Annotated in this window: 15 protein-coding genes; 1 reads left to right on the forward strand and 14 read right to left on the reverse strand. The window is 74.5% G+C overall.

The window, feature by feature from the left end; genetic code table 11:
* Positions 1–130: 130 nt before the first annotated feature.
* The 13 genes from KZX45_RS10000 to KZX45_RS10060 all read right to left on the reverse strand — a co-directional run bounded on the left by KZX45_RS10000 (position 131) and on the right by KZX45_RS10060 (position 15785).
* Entirely contained in the window at positions 131–2182 is a 2052-nt protein-coding gene (locus KZX45_RS10000; RefSeq protein ID WP_248257589.1) for a bifunctional aldolase/short-chain dehydrogenase, read from the reverse strand.
* Between the two features lie 57 nt (positions 2183–2239).
* Positions 2240–2971 (reverse strand): SDR family oxidoreductase, encoded by a 732-nt coding sequence (locus KZX45_RS10005; protein WP_248257590.1) that lies wholly within the window; start codon positions 2969–2971, stop codon positions 2240–2242.
* Between the two features lie 11 nt (positions 2972–2982).
* Positions 2983–4626: a fucose isomerase gene (locus KZX45_RS10010; RefSeq protein ID WP_248257591.1), complete on the reverse strand. Its 1644-nt coding sequence runs from the start codon at positions 4624–4626 to the stop codon at positions 2983–2985.
* A 28-nt stretch (positions 4627–4654) separates the two neighbouring features.
* Complete coding sequence (locus KZX45_RS10015; protein WP_248257592.1) at positions 4655–6130, reverse strand: FGGY family carbohydrate kinase; 1476 nt, start codon at positions 6128–6130, stop codon at positions 4655–4657.
* Between the two features lie 9 nt (positions 6131–6139).
* A complete protein-coding gene (locus KZX45_RS10020) occupies positions 6140–6565 on the reverse strand; it encodes an RbsD/FucU family protein (protein WP_248257593.1) in 426 nt (141 codons plus the stop codon).
* A gap of 19 nt (positions 6566–6584) precedes the next feature.
* The gene (locus KZX45_RS10025; protein ID WP_248257594.1) at positions 6585–7259 is read right to left on the reverse strand and encodes a transaldolase family protein; all 675 of its coding nucleotides are present in this window, start codon (positions 7257–7259) and stop codon (positions 6585–6587) included.
* A gap of 2 nt (positions 7260–7261) precedes the next feature.
* Positions 7262–8818, reverse strand: a complete 1557-nt coding sequence (locus tag KZX45_RS10030; RefSeq protein ID WP_248257595.1) for an FGGY-family carbohydrate kinase — start codon at positions 8816–8818, stop codon at positions 7262–7264.
* A complete protein-coding gene (locus KZX45_RS10035; RefSeq protein ID WP_248257596.1) occupies positions 8815–9819 on the reverse strand; it encodes a LacI family DNA-binding transcriptional regulator in 1005 nt (334 codons plus the stop codon). Before KZX45_RS10035 ends, KZX45_RS10030 begins: the two co-directional genes overlap by 4 nt.
* A 38-nt stretch (positions 9820–9857) precedes the next feature.
* Complete coding sequence (locus KZX45_RS10040; protein ID WP_248257597.1) at positions 9858–10508, reverse strand: class II aldolase/adducin family protein; 651 nt, start codon at positions 10506–10508, stop codon at positions 9858–9860.
* Positions 10509–10529: 21 nt separating this feature from the next.
* Positions 10530–11972: a rhamnulokinase family protein gene (locus tag KZX45_RS10045; protein ID WP_248257598.1), complete on the reverse strand. Its 1443-nt coding sequence runs from the start codon at positions 11970–11972 to the stop codon at positions 10530–10532.
* 139 nt (positions 11973–12111) lie between these two features.
* Positions 12112–13125 carry an ABC transporter substrate-binding protein gene (locus KZX45_RS10050; RefSeq protein WP_248257599.1) on the reverse strand — a complete coding sequence of 338 codons (1014 nt, stop codon included), beginning with the start codon at positions 13123–13125 and terminating at the stop codon, positions 12112–12114.
* Between the two features lie 60 nt (positions 13126–13185).
* A complete protein-coding gene (locus tag KZX45_RS10055; protein WP_248257600.1) occupies positions 13186–14202 on the reverse strand; it encodes an ABC transporter permease in 1017 nt (338 codons plus the stop codon).
* Positions 14199–15785 carry a sugar ABC transporter ATP-binding protein gene (locus tag KZX45_RS10060; protein ID WP_248257601.1) on the reverse strand — a complete coding sequence of 529 codons (1587 nt, stop codon included), beginning with the start codon at positions 15783–15785 and terminating at the stop codon, positions 14199–14201. Before KZX45_RS10060 ends, KZX45_RS10055 begins: the two co-directional genes overlap by 4 nt.
* A 231-nt stretch (positions 15786–16016) precedes the next feature.
* Between KZX45_RS10060 and KZX45_RS10065 the strand changes: the two genes are divergently transcribed.
* Entirely contained in the window at positions 16017–17375 is a 1359-nt protein-coding gene (locus tag KZX45_RS10065; RefSeq protein ID WP_248257602.1) for a S8 family serine peptidase, read from the forward strand.
* Between the two features lie 55 nt (positions 17376–17430).
* On the opposite strand, the gene KZX45_RS10070 is transcribed toward KZX45_RS10065, so the two are convergent.
* Positions 17431–18738, reverse strand: a complete 1308-nt coding sequence (locus KZX45_RS10070; RefSeq protein ID WP_248257603.1) for an MFS transporter — start codon at positions 18736–18738, stop codon at positions 17431–17433.
* Positions 18739–18803 lie beyond the last annotated feature (65 nt).

The raw sequence follows: 18803 nt of genomic DNA on the forward strand, positions 1-18803 counted from the left end.
CCTCGGGGTTAGGGGCCTTGGGTAGGCCGCCCCAGGACGCGCCGCAGCGACGGCGGAACGTCCTGTTCGTCCCGTTCCGCCGTCGCCGCTCAGCCGATCCCGCCCTCACCGGCCGCTCCCACCGGAGCGCTCAGCGCAGGAACGCCGCCGCCACCCCGGAGTCCACCGGCACGTGCAGGCCGGTCGTCTGGACCAGGTCCGGGCCGGTGAGCGCGAACACCGCGGCCGCCACGTGCTCGGGCAGCACCTCGCGCTTGAGCAGCGTGCGCTGGGCGTAATACTTCCCCAGCTCCGCCTCCTCCACGCCGTAGACCTTCGCCCGCTGCGCGCCCCATCCGCCGGCGAAGATGCCGGACCCGCGGACCACCCCGTCGGGGTTGATGCCGTTGACCCGGATGCCGTGCTCGCCCAGCTCGGCGGCGAGCAGGCGCACCTGGTGCGCCTGGTCGGCCTTGGTGGCGGAGTAGGCGATGTTGTTCGGCCCCGCGAACAGGGAGTTCTTGGACGCGATGTAGACGATGTCCCCGCCCATCTCCTGCGCGATCATCGCCCGCGCCGCCTCGCGCGAGACGAGGAACGACCCGCGCGCCATGACGTCGTGCTGGAGGTCCCAGTCCGCCGTCGTCGTCTCCAGCAGCGGCTTGGAGATGGACAGCCCGGCGTTGTTCACCACGAGGTCCACCCCGCCGAAGGAGAGGCAGGCGGCGTCGACGGCGGCCGCGACGTCCTCCTCGCTCGTCACGTCCGCCCGGACGGCGACGGCGACGTCGGGCCCGCCGAGGGCGTCCACCACCTCCTGGGCCTTGGCCTGGTCCAGGTCGGCGACGACGACGCACGCCCCCTCCGCGGCGAGCCGCTCCGCCGTCGCCCGCCCGATCCCGGACGCCGCCCCGGTGACCAGCGCGACGCGGGTGGCCAGCGGCCTGGGCGCGGGCAGCCGGCGCAGCTTGGCCTCCTCCAGCGCCCAGTACTCGATGCGGAACTTCTCGGCCTCGTCGATGGGCGTGTAGGTCGAGATCGCCTCCGCGCCGCGCATGACGTTGATCGCGTTGACGTAGAACTCCCCCGCCACCCGGGCGGTCTGCTTGTTCTTGCCGAAGGAGAACATGCCCACCCCGGGGACGAGCACGATGGCCGGGTCGGCGCCCCGCATGGGCGGGGAGCCGGGGCCGGCGTGCCGGTCGTAGTAGGCGGCGTAGTCGGCGCGGTAGGCCTCGTGCAGCTCGCGCAGCCGGGCGGTCGCGTCCTCGACGGACGCGGTGGCCGGCAGGTCGAGCACGAGCGGCCGGACCTTGGTGCGCAGGAAGTGGTCCGGGCAGGAGGTGCCCAGCTCGGCCAGCGGGCCGAGCTTCTCGCGGGCAAGGAAGTCCAGGACGACGGCGGAGTCGGTGAAGTGGCCGACCTGCGGGGCGTCGGTGGACGCCAGGCCCCGGACGACCGGGGCGAGCCGGGCGGCCCGGGCGCGCCGCTCGTCGTCGGGCAGCGGGTCGAAGCCGGGGCGGACGGCCCCGAACGGGTGGCGCCCCTCGAGCTCGAGCGCGGCGGTGCGCCGGGTGATGAACTCCTCCGCGGTGCGGATGATCTCCAGCGAGCGGGCCTCGCACTCCTCGGAGGTGTCCGCCCACGCGGTGATGCCGTGCCCGCCCAGCACGCAGCCGATCGCGTCCGGGTTGGCCTCCTTGATCGCCGCGATGTCCAGCCCGAGCTGGAAACCCGGTCGGCGCCACGGCACCCACACCACGCGGTCGCCGAAGATCTCCTCGGTCAGCCGCTCACCGTCGGCGGCGGTGGCGACGGCGATGCCCGAGTCGGGGTGGAGGTGGTCCACGTGCGGGGCGTCGACCAGCCCGTGCATCGCGGTGTCGATCGACGGCGCCGCGCCGCCCCGGCCGTGCAGGCAGTAGTCGAACGCGGCGACCATCTCGTCCTCGCGCTCGACCCCGGGGTACACCCCGACCAGGGCGCGCATCCGGTCCAGACGCAGGACGGCCAGGCCCTTCTCGGTGAGGGTGCCCAGGTCGCCGCCGGAGCCCTTCACCCAGAGCAGCTCGACGTCCTGGCCGGTGACCGGGTCGGTGTCGGTGCCCTTGGCGGAGGTGTTGCCGCCGGCGTAGTTGGTGTTGCGGGGGTCGGCGCCCAGCCGGTTGGACCGGGCGACGAGCTGCTCGGGTACGGATGCCATGCGGACCTCTCTCAGGTGTGAGTCCTCGGTGAGTTGACGTCGCGCGAACGGGTGGGGTCAGCCCCAGATGGCCTCGGACATCGGCCGCAGGGCGAGCTCGGTCAGGCGCATGCCGCGCGGCCGGGTCACGGCGTAGACGGCGAGGTTCGCGACGTCCTCGGCCGTCATCATGGACTGCACCGTGGGGTCGTCGTGGCTGCGGCCGCGCCCGTCCCCGACCGCGAACTCGGTGTGCACGCCGCCGGGGCACAGCACGGTGACGCGGATGCCCTTCTCGCGCAGCTCGCCGTCGAGCGCCCGGCTCAGCCCCACCTGCCCGAACTTGGAGGCGCAGTAGACGGCCTCGCCGGGGAAGCCCCGCCGGCCCGCCTCGCTGGCGACCGTGACGAGGTCGCCCTGCACGCCGGCGTCGAGCAGGCGCGGCACCGTCGAGCGGTACAGGTGGACGGTGCCCAGCAGGTTGGTCTCGATCATCTCCACGGAGCGCTCGAGCGGGGTGTCGACGAAGTCGGCGTAGTGGCCGACCCCGGCGTTGGCGACGACGATGTCGGGAACGCCGAGCTCGGCGGCCACCCGGGCGACGGCGTCCTCGACCGCGTCGGCGGAGCGGACGTCGCAGGCGATCCCGAGCGCGCCGGCGAGGCCGAGGTCGGACCCGGCGCGGGAGAGCAGGCCCAGCCGCACCCCCTGGGCGTAAAGCTGGGCGGCGAGGGCGGCGCCGATCCCGGAGCTGGCTCCGGTGATGACGGCGACGCGCCCCTCGAGCGGCGTGGTGCTTTCGGTGGTCATGGTGCTTCCTCTCAGACGGCGACGTCGCCGCACAGGTGGACGTGGACGCCCAGGGCGTCGAACATGGCGGCCTTGGCCACCAGCGCCCTGTCGGCGGTGGCGGCGTCGGGGGCGTAGACGAGCTGGGCGTGGTTGGCCTTGTGGCGGGCCATGAACTGGTCGCGGGTGATGCCGCGCAGGACGACGTGGGCGATGGGCCACTCGGGGTTGGTCAGCCGCGAGCGGCGTTCGGTCTCCTCGGCCGGCAGCTCGACGACGTCGGCGCGGCCGAGGTCGACGTGCAGCTCCCCGCCCTCGACGTAGACGCGCGACCAGACGATCTCGCCCGGCTTGGAGACGCCCTTGATGGTGGCGCCGCCCTGGGGGAAGAACACCGGGCTCTGCCGCCAGCCCTCGGCGTCGGCGTAGCCGTTCGCGAAGTGCGACGGCGGGACGGACCCGGAGATCTCGTAGACCCACACGAACCGCCCGTCGTGGTCCTCGCCCCAGCGCACGTCGTGCAGGGTGGTGGCGGGGTCCAGCCCCATCGCGGTCCACACCCGGTTGGTGATGAGGGCGTCGACGGCGACCCCCTCGTCCACCTCGTTGAAGTGCGGCAGCGCCTTGCCCTCGTACAGCACGCGGGAGCCGTCCCGGCTGGTCACCGGGGGCCGCTCGACGTTGTTGAGCAGCCCCTCGACGAGGTCGGAGGCGGGGCAGACGTTCTTCAGCCCCTGCTGGTACTGGATGCCGACGGCGTCGAGGCCGAAGTCGTCGGAGAGGCGCAGGGCGGCGACGTACATCTTGTACTGCCACATCACCTGGTCCTCGGTGAGCTCGGTGTCCGGGTCGGTGCCGAACCGGAACGTCATGCCCGCGTCGGTGAGCCACTTCCCCACGGCCCGGGCCTCGTCGTCGGGCACGGTCTGCATCTGCGCGAACAGCTCGGACTGGGAGAGCCGCTCCTTGTAGATCCCCAGCGGGTTGAGCAGCTCGTCGTCGATGATCGCGTTGTACATGCCCATGCAGCCCTCGTCGAAGACGCCGACGATCGCCTTCTCGGTGCGCAGCTGCTCGGCCAGGGCCCGGCCGAGCCGGGCCTCCTCGGAGTCGGGCAGGGCCGGCAGGTCGCGCACGTGGGAGGTGTCGTGCTCGACGGTGCCGGTCTCCAGCCAGGTGCGCAGGGCGCCGAGGAACCACTCGTCCGTGCCGTCGACGGTCCACAGGGACGAGTACGGGACCTGGGCCTTGGTCAGCGAGGCGTTGAGGTTGAGCAGCCCCACCAGGCCGGGCCAGTCGGGAGCGAAGTTCGCGACGGTGAGGATGGGCCCGCGGTGGGTGCGCAGCCCGGGCAGCACGTGGTGGGAGTACTGCCAGATCGTGGTGGCGACGACGACCGGCGCGTCCGGCGGGACGGCCCGGAACGTCTCGATGCCCTGCCGCTGGCTGGTGACGAACCCGTGCCCCTTGACCGGGTCGACGTCGAAGGCGCGGCGCAGCGTCCACCCCTCCCGCTCCACCGCCGCGCGCAGCAGGGACTCGAACGCCTCCTGCGTCGGCCACCCGGCCTGGTTGGCCGGCTCGCGCAGGTCGCCGCTGGTGGTGAGGTAGACGACCTTCTCCGGCGCCTCCGGCACGGCGGCCGGGGCGGGGAACTCGTACGTGGTGCTGGTCATGACTGGTTCTCCTTCGGTGGGCGGCGGGTCAGCCGGCGGCGCGCTGGACCCGGGCCAGCGCGTGCGAGATGTCGGCGGTCGCCGGGTAGGCGGCGCGGTAGAGGGCGTACAGCTCGTCGTAGCGGGCGGTCAGCTCGGGGTGGGGCGTGACGGTGGCGCGCGGGGGGTTCCAGGCGTCGATGTCGGCCTCGGCGACGGCGGCCGCGGCGAGGAACGCGGCGCCGAGGCTCGCGCCCACCGTGGTGCGGGGCAGCACCTGGTCCAGCCCGGTGACGTCGGAGACGATCTGCGGCCACAGGTCGCCCTGGGTCCCGCCGCCCGCGGCGACCACGCGGTCGATGCGGGCGCCCGCCTCGCGCATGACCTCGACGTTGTGCCGCACCGCCAGGGCGGTGGCCTCGAGGACGGCGCGGTAGAGGTCGCCGCGGGTGTGCGAGACCGTCAGGCCGAGGATGGCGCCGCGCGCGTCGGGGTCCTGCACGGGGGTGCGCTCGCCGGCGAAGTAGGGCAGGACGAGCAGCCCGCGGGCGCCGGGGCCGGACGAGCGGGCCTCCTCGACGAGCGCGCCGAAGTCCGGGGTGCCGGTGAGGTCGCGGAGCCAGGCGGTGATCGCGCCGGAGGTGGCCATGCCGCCGGCCAGGCAGTGGGTGCCGGGGAAGGCCCCGGCGGTGGACCACATCACCGGGTGGGTGACCACGGCGTCGGTGGTGCAGATGAGAAACATCGTGGTGCCGTACATGAGGAACAGGTCGCCCGGGCGCTGGGCGCCGACGCTGACCGCCTCGGTCCAGGCGTCGATCGTCCCGGCCACCACCGGGACGCCCGCGGGGATGCCGGCGAGCGCCGTCGTCGTCCGGCCGGCCACGTCCCCGGGCCACAGCAGCCGCGGCAGCTCGAGCCCCGGGGCGCACACCGCCGCCCACTCCTCGAGCCAGCCGGCGGCGTGCGGGTCGTACATCGGGGTGCACTGGCTGGCGGAGTGGTGGTCGAGGACGTACTCGCCGGTGAGGCGCCGCACCAGGTAGGACGCGGGCATGAGGAGCCGCCGGGCCCGGGCGTACCGGTCTGGCTCCTGGCGGGAGACCCACAGGATCTTGGGCCCGGCGGCCTGGCTCGACAGGGCGGTGCCGGTGCGCGCGTAGATCTGCTCGGCCCCCAGCCGTTCCCCGAGCAGGGCGATCTCCTCGCCCGCGCGGGTGTCGACGCCGTAGAGGATGGCGGGCCGGACGGGTTGGTCGTCGTCGTCGACGAGCAGGACGCACGGCCCCATCCCCGAGACGCCGACGGCGACCACCTCGTGGGCGCCGTCGCCCGTGAGCTCCTCGGCGAGCGAGGCGAGCTCGTCCCACCAGACCTCCGCGTCCATCTCCACGTGTCCGGGGTGGGGCCGGTCCACCGGGTGCTCGCGGACCCCGGTGCGCAGGACCTCGCCGTCGAGGTCCACCAGGACGGCCTTGGTGCTGGAGGTTCCGATGTCGATCCCGAAGACGGCTGGCTGTGCCACGGCTCCCCCTCAGGCCCCGGGCTCGCGCACGCCGAGCGTGAGCAGCAGGTTGGCGTACAGGCGCTGGTCGCCGGTGGCGACGAGGGCGGCGAGGTCGGGCCCGTGGCAGGCCTCGTAGAACTCCATCCGCCCCAGCTCGCGCCACTCGACCGTCTCGCCGAGCTGCGCCCGGTAGCCCTCGTGCGCGGGGACGGGCTCGCCGCGCCCGGGGGTCATCACCGCGGCCGCCTCGACCGGGACGGCGGCCCGGAGCACCTGCAGCACCTGGTCGACGTCGAGCAGGCCGGGGGCGAGGTTGAGGTGGATCCGCGGGACGCCGGGGGCGGCGCCGGTGGAGTGTGGGTAGTTGCCGTCGGCGAGCAGCACCTGGGCGCCGTGGCCCGCGCCGGCGAGGGCGTGCACGAGGCCGGGGTGGGTGAGCGGTCCGAGTAGCACGGGGTTCCTCCTGGGGTGGTCAGTGGTGCCCGGCGCGGGGGGCGCGGGTCCGGGCGACGTCGTCCTCGAACACGCGCACGGCCTCGGTGGTCAGCGGCTCCTCGAGCAGCTGCCCCCACATGGCCGGGGCGATGGTGAAGCAGTCGACGCCCCCGGCGGCGAGGCGCGCGACGTCGGCCGGTGACCGCAGGGACGCGACGAGGAGCCGCGTCGTGGCCCCGACCGCGTCGATGATCCGCTGCATGGTGAGGACCTCGCCGACGCCGTCGCGGCCGTTGTCGGTCATCCGGCCGACGTAGGGGGCCACGAACGTCGCCCCGGCGGCGATCGCTGGGAGCACCTGCACGTGGTTGTAGACCGCGGTGACGAGCGTGACGACGCCCTGGTCGGTCAGCGCGCGGGTGGCGGCGAGGCCGGCCGCGGTGACCGGGATCTTGATCCCGACGTCGCCGCACCGCTCCCGGATCTCGCGCGCGTTGCCGAGCAGGTCCTCGGCGGTCGCGCCCCAGGTCTGGACGAAGAGGGTGCGGGCGCCGGCGGCCCGCATGCGGTCGACGACGGCGGGCAGGTCCGCCGAGCTGACGCCCGCGCGGGCGAGCAGGGTGGGGTTGGTGGTGACGCCGGCGAAGACGCCGGTCGCGAGCAGCGGCTCGACCTGGGCGAGGTCGGCGCTGTCGAGGAAGAGGTCGAGCACGGTCAGCCTCCGGGGCTCTTGGTGGGAAGGGGCGGGCGGGCGCGGTCAGGCGGGTGGGCGCCCGCGGCGGCCGCACCGGCGGCGCCCGCCTCGAACCAGGGCAGCAGGGCGTCCCGGGCGGCCTCGAACCGGTCGTGCAGGTCGTGCGCCAGCCCCGGGTCGCGCCCCGGCTCCAGCACGTCGGTGAGCTCGCTCAGCGTGCGGGCGGCGGCGAAGTCCGGCAGGGCGCCCAGGCCCACGAGGCCGGTGACGGCGGCGCCGAGGCTGCCCGCCTCCGCGTCGACGCTGCGGCGCAGCACCGGCACGCCGAGGACGTCCGCGAGGACTTGGAGCCACACGCCCGAGCGCGAGCCGCCGCCGATCACCTGCAGGCGGTCCACCCGCTGCCCGGCGGCCCGGAGCGCGGCGCGGCAGCTGCGCAGGTTGTGCGCGACGCCCTCGAGCACCGCGCGGGTGAGGTGGGCGCGGCCGTGGTGCGGGGCGAGGCCGACGAAGGCGCCCCGGGCGTGCGGGGTCCACAGCGGGGCGCGCTCGCCCATCAGGTGCGGCAGGAAGAACAGCCCCTCCTCCGCGGCCCGCACCCCGGCGGCGTCGTCGAGCAGCCGCGCCACGTCGTCGCCGACGGCGGCCGCGAGCCAGGACAGGGCCGCGCCGGCGGCCTGCATCGTCGCGATGGGCACGAACCGGCCGGGGACGACGTGGGCGAAGGTCATGGTCCGGCGGGACGGGTCCAGGGCCGGGCGGTCGGCGGCGAGCGCGATCCAGGCCGAGGAGCCGAGGCACAGGTAGGGGTCGTCGTCGGGGCCGAGGGACCCGGCGCCGACCGAGGCGACGGGCCCGTCCCCGCCGCCGAGCACGACGGGGGTGCCGGCCCGCAGCCCGGTGGCCTCGGCCGCGGCGGCGGTGAGGCCGCCCACCACGGTGGTCGAGGGGACGATCTCGGGCAGCAGGCGCGTGGGCAGCCCGGCGGCCTCGGCGAGCTCGGTCCACCAGCGCCCCTCCGCCAGCAGGTACAGGTTCGTGCCGGAGGCGTCCGAGGGGTCGGTCCGGACCGTGCCGGTGAGCCGGGCGACGACGTAGTCCTTGGCCTGGAGCAGGTGCGCGGCGCGGGCGAACGCCGCCGGCTCCTCCTCGGCCACCCACATCGCCTTGGTGAGGGTGTAGCTCTCGGAGAGCCGGTGCCCGGTGCGGGCGTAGACCTCGGCCGGGGCGACCAGCTTGGCGGCGCGCGCGGCCTGGGCGGTGCTGCGCCGGTCCGCCCAGATCAGCGCGGGGCGCACCGGCTCGAGCTGCTCGTCGGTGAGGACCGCGCCCTGCATGTGGCCGGACACCACGATGCCGTCCACCTCGTCGGGCCCGCGGCCGGTCGCGGCGAGCAGGTCCCGGGTGGCGGCGGCGACGGCGCCGGTCCAGTCGTGCGGGTCCTGCTCCGCCTCCCCCGCCGGCCCGTGGGCGGTGGGGTAGGGCACGGTGACGGACCCGAGGAGCCGGCCGCCGGCGTCGTGCAGGGACGCCTTGTCCGCGCTGGTGCCCAGGTCGTGGGCGACGACGAGGCTCATGTCGCCCGTCCCGTGCTGGCCCGGACCACGAGCTGGGGCGCGATCCGGAGGTCCCGGGTGGGTCCGCCGTCGCACAGCTCGCGGGCGCAGCGCACCGCGCCGGCACCGAGGGCGGCGAAGTCCTGCCGGACCGTGGTCAGCGGCGGGTCGAAGAACCCGGCGCCCGGGACGTCGTCGAAGCCGGTGACGACGACGTCCTCCGGCACCCGGACCCCGGCCTCACGGAGGGCGGCGAGGACGCCGAGGGCGAGGAGGTCGTTGGAGGCGACGACGGCGTCCGGCAGCGGCCCGGCGGCGAGCCGCCGCCCGACGCGGTGACCGTCCTCCGCGTCCCAGGAGTGGGCGTCGACGACGTTGGCGACCATCCCCAGCGTGGGGGCCAGCCGCTCGACGATCTCCGCGCGGGACGTGGCGTCGGTCCAGCTGCGGGGCCCGGCGACGTGCGTGACCGTGCGGCAGCCGCGCTCGCGCAGGTGCTCCAGGACCGCCCGGACGCCCGACTCCTGGTCGATGGAGACCGTCGCGACCCCGGGCAGGTCGTGCTGGCCGGAGAGGAGCAGGACCATGGGGATGCCGTCGTGGTGGGCGAGGAGCTCGGGGACCGTGGCGCCGTGCTGGGCGAGCACGATCATGCACTCCGGCCGCTGGGTCGCGATGCGCGTCATCGCGCCCGCGACGCCGACCGCGTCGTCCGCGGCCACCCGGGTGATGGTGACCAGCAGCCCGGCGCGGCGGGCGGCCTCCTCGACGGCCAGCAGCGTCGAGGCGAGCCCGTGGTAGACGGTGCCGACCACCAGGACCCCGATGAGGTTCGTGCGGCGGGAGGCGAGGGAGCGTGCCTGGAGGTTGGGCCGGTAGCCGAGCTCGTCGACGAGGCGCAGCACCGTCGTGCGGGTGGACTCGCGCACCGCCGTCGACCCGTTGAGCACCCGGCTCACGGTCTGGAGGGACACGCCCGCCGCGCGGGCGACGTCGGCCATCACGACGTGCTTCGGCGTCACTCCCCCGGCACCTCCCTCTCGCGTCCGCGTCCCGGCGCTCATCGCCCGTACTGGGAGCGCAGCCCGACGAGCGTGGCGACCGCCTCCTCGGGGAGCTCCCGCTCGCCGTCGATCAGCCGCAGCAGGTACGTCACCTTGGCCGTGTACTCCAGCCGCTCCATCGCGAGGTAGGCGTCGTTGAGGTCGGCGCCCCAGGTGAGGGCGCCGTGCTGCTCGAGCAGGCACCCGTGGTGGGTGGGCACGAAGGGCACCACGACCTCCCCGAGCGCGTCCGTGGACGGCGTGGCGTAGGGCGCGAGCGGGATCTCGGGCATGTGGATGACCGACTCCGGCAGCATCTTCAGCGTCAGCGCCTCGCCCTTGACGGCGAAGACGGTGCCGTACATGGGGTGGGCGTGGACCACGGCCCGCACGCCGGGGTCGGCCTCGTAGACCTTCAGGTGCATCCGCACCTCGGTCGAGGGCCGGTACGGCGCGGTGACCTCGAGGACCTCCCCGGCGGCGTCGACCTTGGCGATCTTCTCCGGCGTCAGGGAGCCCTTCGACACCGACGCCGGGGTGCACAGGATCTCCCCGGTCGTCAGCCGGGCGCTGATGTTGCCGTCGTTCGCGGCGACCATCTGCCGCTGCCACAGGTTGCGGCCCACGTCGCAGATCTGCTCGCGCAGGTCCTTCTCCTCGGGCGTCATGTCTGTTGATCCTTCCGGTCGTCAGCGGGCGGCGAGGTCGGCGAGCCGGCGCAGGGCCGGGTCGACGTCGCCGGGGTCGATGAGGGTGGGCGGGGCGGAGGCGGCGAGCGCGCGGGCGCCGTCGTCGCGGCCGGCGAGGTGGCCGAGGGCCTCCAGCTGGGCCAGCACGGAGCCGGCGGCGGAGGCCTCGACCGGGCCGACCAGCACCGGGATCCGGCAGGCGGCCGCCGTCATCTCCGAGAGCAGGGAGTTGCGCGCGCCGCCGCCGACCACCACGAGGTGGCCCGGCCGGGTCCCGGTGAGGCGGGCGAGCTGGTCGACGGCGCGGGCGTACGCGGCGGCGAGAGACTCCAGGACGGTCCGGACGAGCTGCGCCCGGCCGGCGGGGGCGGCGCCGCGCGCGCGGAGGTGCTCCGTGACCCGGTCGGCCATGGGCCCCGGGCGGGCGAAGTCCGGGTGGGCGGGGTCGAGGACGACGCCGAGCGAGTCCGCCGCGCGCGCCTCCGCCACGAGCTCGGCCGGCTCGGCCCGGAGCCCCTCGGCCAGCCACTGGCGCTGGCACTCCTGGAGGATCCAGAGCCCGGTGAGGTTCTTCAGCAGCCGGACGCCGCCGTCGGTGCGGACCTCGTTGGTAAACCCGGCCTCGAGGACGGCGGGGTCGAGCAGCGCCTCGTCCCGCTCGACGCCCACCAGCGACCAGCTCCCGGAGGAGAGGAAGGCGCGCTCGCCGTCGCCGGGCGGCAGGGCGTGCACGGCGCAGGCGGTGTCGTGGCTGCCGGCGCGCAGCAGCGGGGTCCGGGGGTCCTCGGCGAGGGTGCCGACGGCGGTGCGCTCGTCGCTCAGCGGGCCGAACCAGGCGGCGTCGAGGCCGAGGAGGTCCAGCACCTCGGCGGACCACTCCCGGGCGCCCGGGGCGCACAGGCCGGAGGTGGAGCAGATGGCCCGGCTCCACCCGCGCTCGCCGCCGAGCCGGTGGGCGACGTAGTCCGGGAGCATGAGGACGGCGTCGATCTCGTCCCGCAGGGCGGGGTCGTCGCGCAGGGCGGCGACGAGCTGGTGGGTGGTGTTGATCGGGTCGGGCCGCACCCCGGTCAGCCGCCACAGCAGCTCGGCGGGGGCGCGGGCGGCGAGCTGGGCGGGGACGTCCGCGGTGCGCGGGTCGCGGTAGGCGCGCACGGGAGCGGCGAGGGTCCCGTCGGCGCGCAGCAGGGCGTGGTCGACGCCCCAGCCGTCGACCGAGACGGCGGCGAGGGCGCCCTGCCGCGTGGCGCGGGCGAGGCCGTGGCGCACCTCGGCGAGGATGGCCTCGACGTCCCACCACAGCGCGCCGTCGGACTCCTGCACGTGCACCGCGAACCGGTGCACCTCGTCCAGACGCACGGCGGCGCCGTCGAACCGCCCGGCCACCACGCGGCCGGAGCTGGACCCGAGGTCCACCGCCGCGACGGTCGTGGTCGCTCCCATCGGGGCTACTCCCTCCTCCCGCTGGTGGGCGGGCGCGCGTGGTCGGCCGGACCGGCCGGCCGGCCGGTCCGAGCGTGGTGCTGGTCGGGTCTGGTGCGGCGTCGCCGGCCCGGTCCGTGCGGGCCGGCGACGGCCTGGCTCACTCGTAGAGGGCGCGGGCGATCTCCTCGTCCTCCATGTTGGTCTCGTCGTACCAGTAGAAGCCGGTGTCGACGACCTCCTCGACGTCCTCGCCGTTGACCGCCTTCACGGCCGTCTCCACGGTCTGGTAGCCGATCTGGTACGGGTCCTGGGTGATGGCGCCGTCCATGGTGCCGTCCATGATGGCCTCGATCTGGCCCTTGCCGGAGTCGAAGCCGATGACCGCCATGTCCTCGGCGCGGCCGAGCTCGCGCACGCCGTTGATGACGCCGATCGCCGAGCCCTCGTTGCAGCCGTAGATGCCGGCGAGGTCCGGGTTGGCCTGCAGGATGGCCTTGGTGATGTCGGTGGAGCGGAGCTGGTCGCCGCCGCCGTACTGGATGTCGACGACGTTGAGGCCGCCGTCCTCCTCGATGGTCTCGACGAAGCCGTCCCGGCGTTCGATGCCGGTCAGCGAGGTCTGGTCGTGGCAGATCACCGCGACGTCGCCGCTGCCGCCGGTGAGCTCGATCATCTTCGTCGCGGCCTCCGCGGCGGCCGCGTAGTTGTCGGTCGCGACGGTCGAGACCGGGATGTCGGACTCGACGCCGGAGTCGAACGCGACCACCGGGATGCCCTGCCCGTCGATCTGGGTGAGCAGCGGGATGGAGGCCTCGGAGTCGAGGGCGGCGAAGCCGACCGCGTCGGGGTTGCCGGAGAGCGCGGTCTGGAGCTGCTGGAGCTGCTGCTCGACGTCGGCCTCCGTGTCCGGCCCGTCGAAGGTGACCCGCACGCCGAGCTCGTCGGCGGCGTCCTCGGCGCCCTGCCGCACGGCCTGCCAGAACTGGTGCTGGAAGCCCTTGGAGATCAGCGCCACGTACAGCTCGTCGCCGCCGCCGCCCCCGGCGGTCCCGCCGCCGCCCGCGGTGGCCCCACCCCCACCCCCGTCCCCGCCGCCGCCGTCGGAACAGGCGCCGAGGGCGAGGGCGAGGGACGAGAGCACGATCGTGGTGGCCAGTGTGGTCTTGCGCATCGGGTACTCCTTCGTACGGATGGGGTGGAGGTTCAGCTGCTGCACGCGGGACTCGCGTGCTTACACGCGGGACTCGCGACGCCGCCGCACGTTGTCGGCGAACACGGCCACGAGGATGACGACACCGACGGCGACCTTCTGCCACTCCTGCGGGATCGCCATGATCTGCAGGCCGTTGTTCAGGGTGGCCATGAGGATGGCGCCGATGATCGTGCCGAGGACGGAGGCCCGGCCCCCGGAGAGGGACGTGCCGCCGATGACGACGGCGGCGATCGCCTCGAGCTCGTAGCCCAGGCCCAGGGCCGGCTGGGCGGAGTTGAGCCGGGAGGCCATGATCACGCCGCCGATGCCGGTGAAGACGCCGGCGAGCACGTAGATCTTGATGAGCCACGAGCGGGTGTTGATCCCGGACATCCGCGTGGCCTCCTCGTTGGAGCCGATCGAGAGCGCGTAGCGCCCGATGAGCGACTTGTTGAGGAGGACGCCCGCGACGACCGCGAGCACGAGGAAGATGAGCACCGCGTTGGGCACCCTGGGGATCAGCGTGCCCAGGGCGATCTGGCCGAAGCCGGGCACCGAGGTGAAGTACAGCGGCGTCGCCCCGGAGATGACGAGGGAGAGGCCGGCCGCGGCCATCATCATGGCCAGCGTCGCGATGAAGGGCGGGATGCCGAGCACCGCGACGTTGAGACCGTTGATCAGACCGAGGAGGGCGCCGAACGCGACGCCGAGCACCACCGCCAGCGGCATGGGCAGGCCGAGGAAGGCCTCGGTGGCGAACACCGCGGTCATGACGGAGCACAGGGTCATGGCGGTGCCGACCGAGAGGTCGATGCCGCCGGTGGCGATGATGAACGTCGCCCCGAGCGCGAGGATCCCGGTCACCGACGCCGCGAGCAGGATGCCGAAGACGTTGGAGGTGCTGAGGAAGTTCGAGCTCGCGACGGCGAAGAAGGCGAACAGGGCGATGAGGGCGCCGAAGGCGAGGAACTGCTGGACGCTGACGGACCGCCGTCGGGCGATCGGCGTCTCGGGCGCCGTCGCCTCCGGCCGGGCGGCCGGGACCGCGGCGCTCACGACGCCGCTCCCATCGTCTCGGTGCGGAAGAGGGTGGCCAACTCCATGATCCTTTCCTGCGTGATTTCGTCCTTGTCGAGGAACCCGGTGATGCGGCCCTCGCACATGACCGCGACGCGGTCGGCCAGGCGCAGCACCTCGGGAAGCTCGGAGGAGATGACGATGATGGACTTGCCGTTCCGGACGAGCTCGTTGAGCAGGGCGTAGATCTCGTCCTTGGCCCCGACGTCGATGCCGCGGGTCGGTTCGTCGACGATCAGCACGTCACAGTCGCGGGTGAGCCACTTGCCGATGATCGCCTTCTGCTGGTTGCCGCCCGAGAGGTTGCGGGCGAGCTGGTGCACCGACGGGGTCTTGATCCGCAGGGCCTTGACCTGCTTCTCGGCCTCGGCGGTGATGCCGCGCTCGCGCACGAACCCGAGCCCCGAGCTGAACCTCCGGAGGGAGGAGAGTCCGATGTTCGCGCGCACCGACTGGTCGAGCAGGAGCCCGTAGCGCTTGCGGTCCTCGGAGAGGTAGCCGACCCCCAGCGCGACCGCGTCCGCGGGCGTGCGGATGGTGGCCGGCCGGCCGTTGACCCTGATCGTCCCGGCGGTCGTGGGGTCCGCGCCGACGACGGCCCGGGCGACCTCGGTGCGTCCGGCGCCCATGAGCCCGGCGAAACCGAGGATCTCCCCGCGGTGCAGGGTGAAGCTGATGTCCCGGAGCAGGTGCCGGGTGCTCAGGCCCTCGACCTCCAGCACCGGCTCCCCGGTGACGCGCTCCGGGGGCCGGAGGTCGGTGGAGAGCTCGCGCCCCACCATCATCGAGATGATCTGCGCGACGTCCGTCTCCGCCGTCGGCACGGTGCCGACGTACGTGCCGTCGCGGATCACCGAGACCCGGTCGGTGATCTCCTTGATCTCCGGCATCCGGTGGGAGATGTAGATGACGCCGGTGCTCGGCGAGACGAAGTCGCGGATGAGCCGGAACAACGTCTCGATCTCGGAGTCCGTCAGTGCCGCGGTGGGCTCGTCCATAATCAGGATGCGGGCGTTGAACGAGAGCGCCTTGGCGATCTCCACCATCTGCTGCTGCGCCACCGTGAGGTCGCGGATGCGCCGGCCTGGGTCGATGTCGATCTTGAGGCTGCGCAGCAGGGCGCGGGCGTCGCGCTCCTGCTTGCGGTCGTCGATGACCTGGCCGAGGAAGCGGCGCCGCTCGCGGCCCATGTAGATGTTCTGGGCGACGGTCTGGTCCGGCACGAGCTGGAACTCCTGGTGGATGATCGCCAGCCCGGCCGCCTGCGCCTCGTGCGGGTTGGTCACCGTCGACGGCTTGCCGTCGAGCAGCACCTCCCCGCCCGGGTCGGGGTCGTGGATGCCGGTGAGGATCTTCATCAGCGTCGACTTGCCGGCACCGTTCTCGCCGCAGACCCCCAGCACCTCCCCCCGGCGCAGCTCGAGGGAGACGTTGTCCAGCGCCTTGACGCCGGGGAAGGACTTGGAGACGGAACGCACCTGGAGCAGCGGGGTGTGGTCGGAGTCTGGGGATGGCACTGGACAGATCACCTGCTTCGTCGCGAGGCGGATGTGAGCGCTCACAAAACGTAGCAGTGAGACCTGGGTCACACAAGAGGCTGCGGCCCTTCACCGCCCTGGGTGGTCCGGGCGTCCTCGGGGCGTCCGACCGGCACCCGCACGCTCGGCCCCACGATCCCCTAACGCCCGGCCCCCCGTAGTGAGCGGGAGGGGGGTCGAGGGGGTTGTGACGCCGTCGGCGCCGGCCCTACCGTCAGGAGGACCGGCCCTCGCCCGTTCGCGAAGGAGCGAAGAGTGCAGTCCACGAAGCCGCGCCCGCGAGCCCACCCCGGTCCGCTCGTCGCCGCGCTCGCCGCGCTGCTCGCCGGCACAGGGCTCCCCGCGGCGGCCGCGGGCGAGACGGACGAGGCGCGGTACGTCGTCGTCCTCGACGACGCGGCCGGGGACCCGGCCGCCGCGGCCGGCCAGCACGGGGCCGCGGCCACTCAGACGTTCGACGCGGCGGTCGACGGCTTCACCGCCACCATGAGCGCCGCGGAGGCGGAGCGGCTCGCGGCCGACCCCGCGGTCGCCTTCGTCACCGAGGACCGCGTGCTCGCCGCCGTCGAGCCGGCCGAGGAGGCCGCCACGGCCGCCTCCCAGCTGGTCGGCAACCACGTCCGGCGCGTCGACGGGCCGGCGTCCTCGACGCAGGCCGGCGACGGCGGCGGCGACGTCGGGGTCAACATCGCGATCGTCGACTCCGGGATCGACCGCGCCCACCCGGACCTGAACGTGCGCGGCGGCGTGGACTGCTCGGGCGGCCGGCCGCTCTCCCCCGGCGCCGCGCTGACCGACACCACCGGCCACGGCACGGCGGTGGCCGGCGTCGCCGCCGCGCGGGACAACGGCTTCGGCGTGGTCGGCACCGCGCCGGGCGCACCGCTGTGGTCGGTGAAGGTGACGGACGCCGGCGGCAGCATCACCATCTCCAGCCTGGTGTGCGCGGTCGACTGGATCACCGGCACGCGCACGGACGCCGACCCGGGCAACGACATCGCGGTCGCCAACATCTCCATCGCGGGCGGCGGCACGGACGACGGCCGGTGCGGCAGCACCTCAGAGGACGCCCTGCACGCCGCGATCTGCGGCTCGGTCCGCGCCGGGGTGAGCTACGTCGTCGCGGCCGGCAACGGCGCGCAGGACCTCGCCCGGTCGATCCCCGCCGGCTACGACGAGGTCCTCGCCGTGACGGCCGTCGCGGACACAGACGGCCGGCCGGGCGGGGCGGGCCCGGACGAGTGCCCGCCGTCGCCCCTGGCGATCACGGACGACGCCGTCGCCTCCTTCTCCAGCTGGGCCACCAGCGCCGCGGACCGGGCCCGCACCGTGGCCGCGCCCGGGGCCTGCATCACCACCACCTCGCCCGGCGGCCTGTACTCGGCGGCCCGCCACGGGACCAGCTTCGCCAGCCCGGTCACCGCCGGCGCGGTGGCGCTGTGCCTGCAGAGCGGCCGGTGCCCGGAGGACGACGGGCGCCTGAGCGTCGCGCGGTTCCGGGCGCTGATCGAGAGCCACAACCGCCAGCACCAGGACCACGGCTACCAGGGCGACCCGCTCCGGCCCGTCGAGGGCCGCCACTACGGGTACCTCATCACCACGTCCCTGTTCTGAGGCCGCGGCCCGGTCCGCCGCCGACCACGCGCCCGGCCTGGTACCGCGGCCGCCGTCAGGGCAGCAGGCCCGCCCGGCGCCGGGTCGTGCGGTTGGCGTGCACCGACCACCGCGGTACCCACCGCGCCAGCGCCGCGGCCGCCGCCCCGCCGAGCGCCCCCGTCACCCAGATGCCCGCGGCCAGCGACCCGAGGGCCGCGCCCGCGGACGCGATGAGCGGCCCGAGCGCGCCGCCGGAGTCCTGGAGCACCCGCCACATCCCGAGGAACTGGGCGCGGCCGGACGAGGGCGCGACGTCGGAGCCGAGGGTCATGAGGATCCCCGAGCTCATCCCGTTGCCGAGCCCCATGAGGCCGGCGACGACGGACATGCTCGCCACCGAGTCCGTGAACGGCAGCGCGAGCATGGCGGCGCCCAGGACGATCATCGAGGGCACGCCGATCCACAGCCGGCCGAGCCGGTCCATGACCTTGCCGGCGGGGTAGAAGAGCAGCATGTCGACCGCGCCGGCGAGGCCGAAGATCAGCGAGGTGGTGGCGGGGTCGAGGTCGAGGTGCTCGCCCCACAGCGGGATGACGGTCTGGCGGGCGCCGCGCACCGCGCCGACCAGCAGCACCGCGGCGCCGAGCGTGGTGAACACCCGCCGGTGCTCGCGCAGCACCTGGCCCATCGTCGGGCCGGGGCCCGCCGCCAGTCGCGCCGCCCGCCGCGCCGCCGCCCGGGCCCGCAGCGACCCGGCCGCCGGCCGCTCCCCCCGCGCGGTCTCCGGGACGAGCACCAGGGTGAGGGTCGCGGCCGCCGCGGTCACCACGCCGAGCAGGTAGGCGTTGCGGACGTCACCGCCGTGGATGACGAGCGCACCGACGAACGGCCCGAGGAACTGCCCGATGCGGTGCACGCCGGCGAGGGTGGAGAGCACGCGTGCGCGCCGCAGCGGCGGGGTGATCTCGGTGAGGTAGGAGTGCCGCGCCAGGTTGAACACCGCCGAGGCGGCGCCGGTGGCGAGCACCGCGACGGCCAGGGTGGCCAGCCCGGGCGCGAACGCCGCCCCGGCGAAGGCCAGCGCGGCGACGGCGCCGGCCAGGATCATCGCGTACCGGTCGCCGACCCGGGCCGCGAGGGAGCCGGCCGGGAGGTCGGCGACGATCTGGCCGACCGGCAGCAGAGCGGCGAGCACGCCGGCGAGCGCGAGGTCGGCACCAAGCCCGACCGCCGTCGGGGCGATGATCGGCAGCATCGCGCCGATGCCGATCTCGAACACCAGGGAGGGCACGAAGGCGCCGAGCACCACGGTGCGCAGGGGGAACATCGGGGCGTCGGACGGGTCCGTGGGACGCGCGCCGCGGGGGTGATGATCAGGCATGGTGCCGCCATCATCCCGCGGCGGCAGACCGGTCACGGTCCCGGTTCACGCACCGGTCACCGGAC

It is taken from the genome of Georgenia sp. EYE_87 (assembly GCF_023148685.1).
In the GTDB taxonomy this organism is placed as follows: Bacteria; Actinomycetota; Actinomycetes; order Actinomycetales; family Actinomycetaceae; genus Georgenia.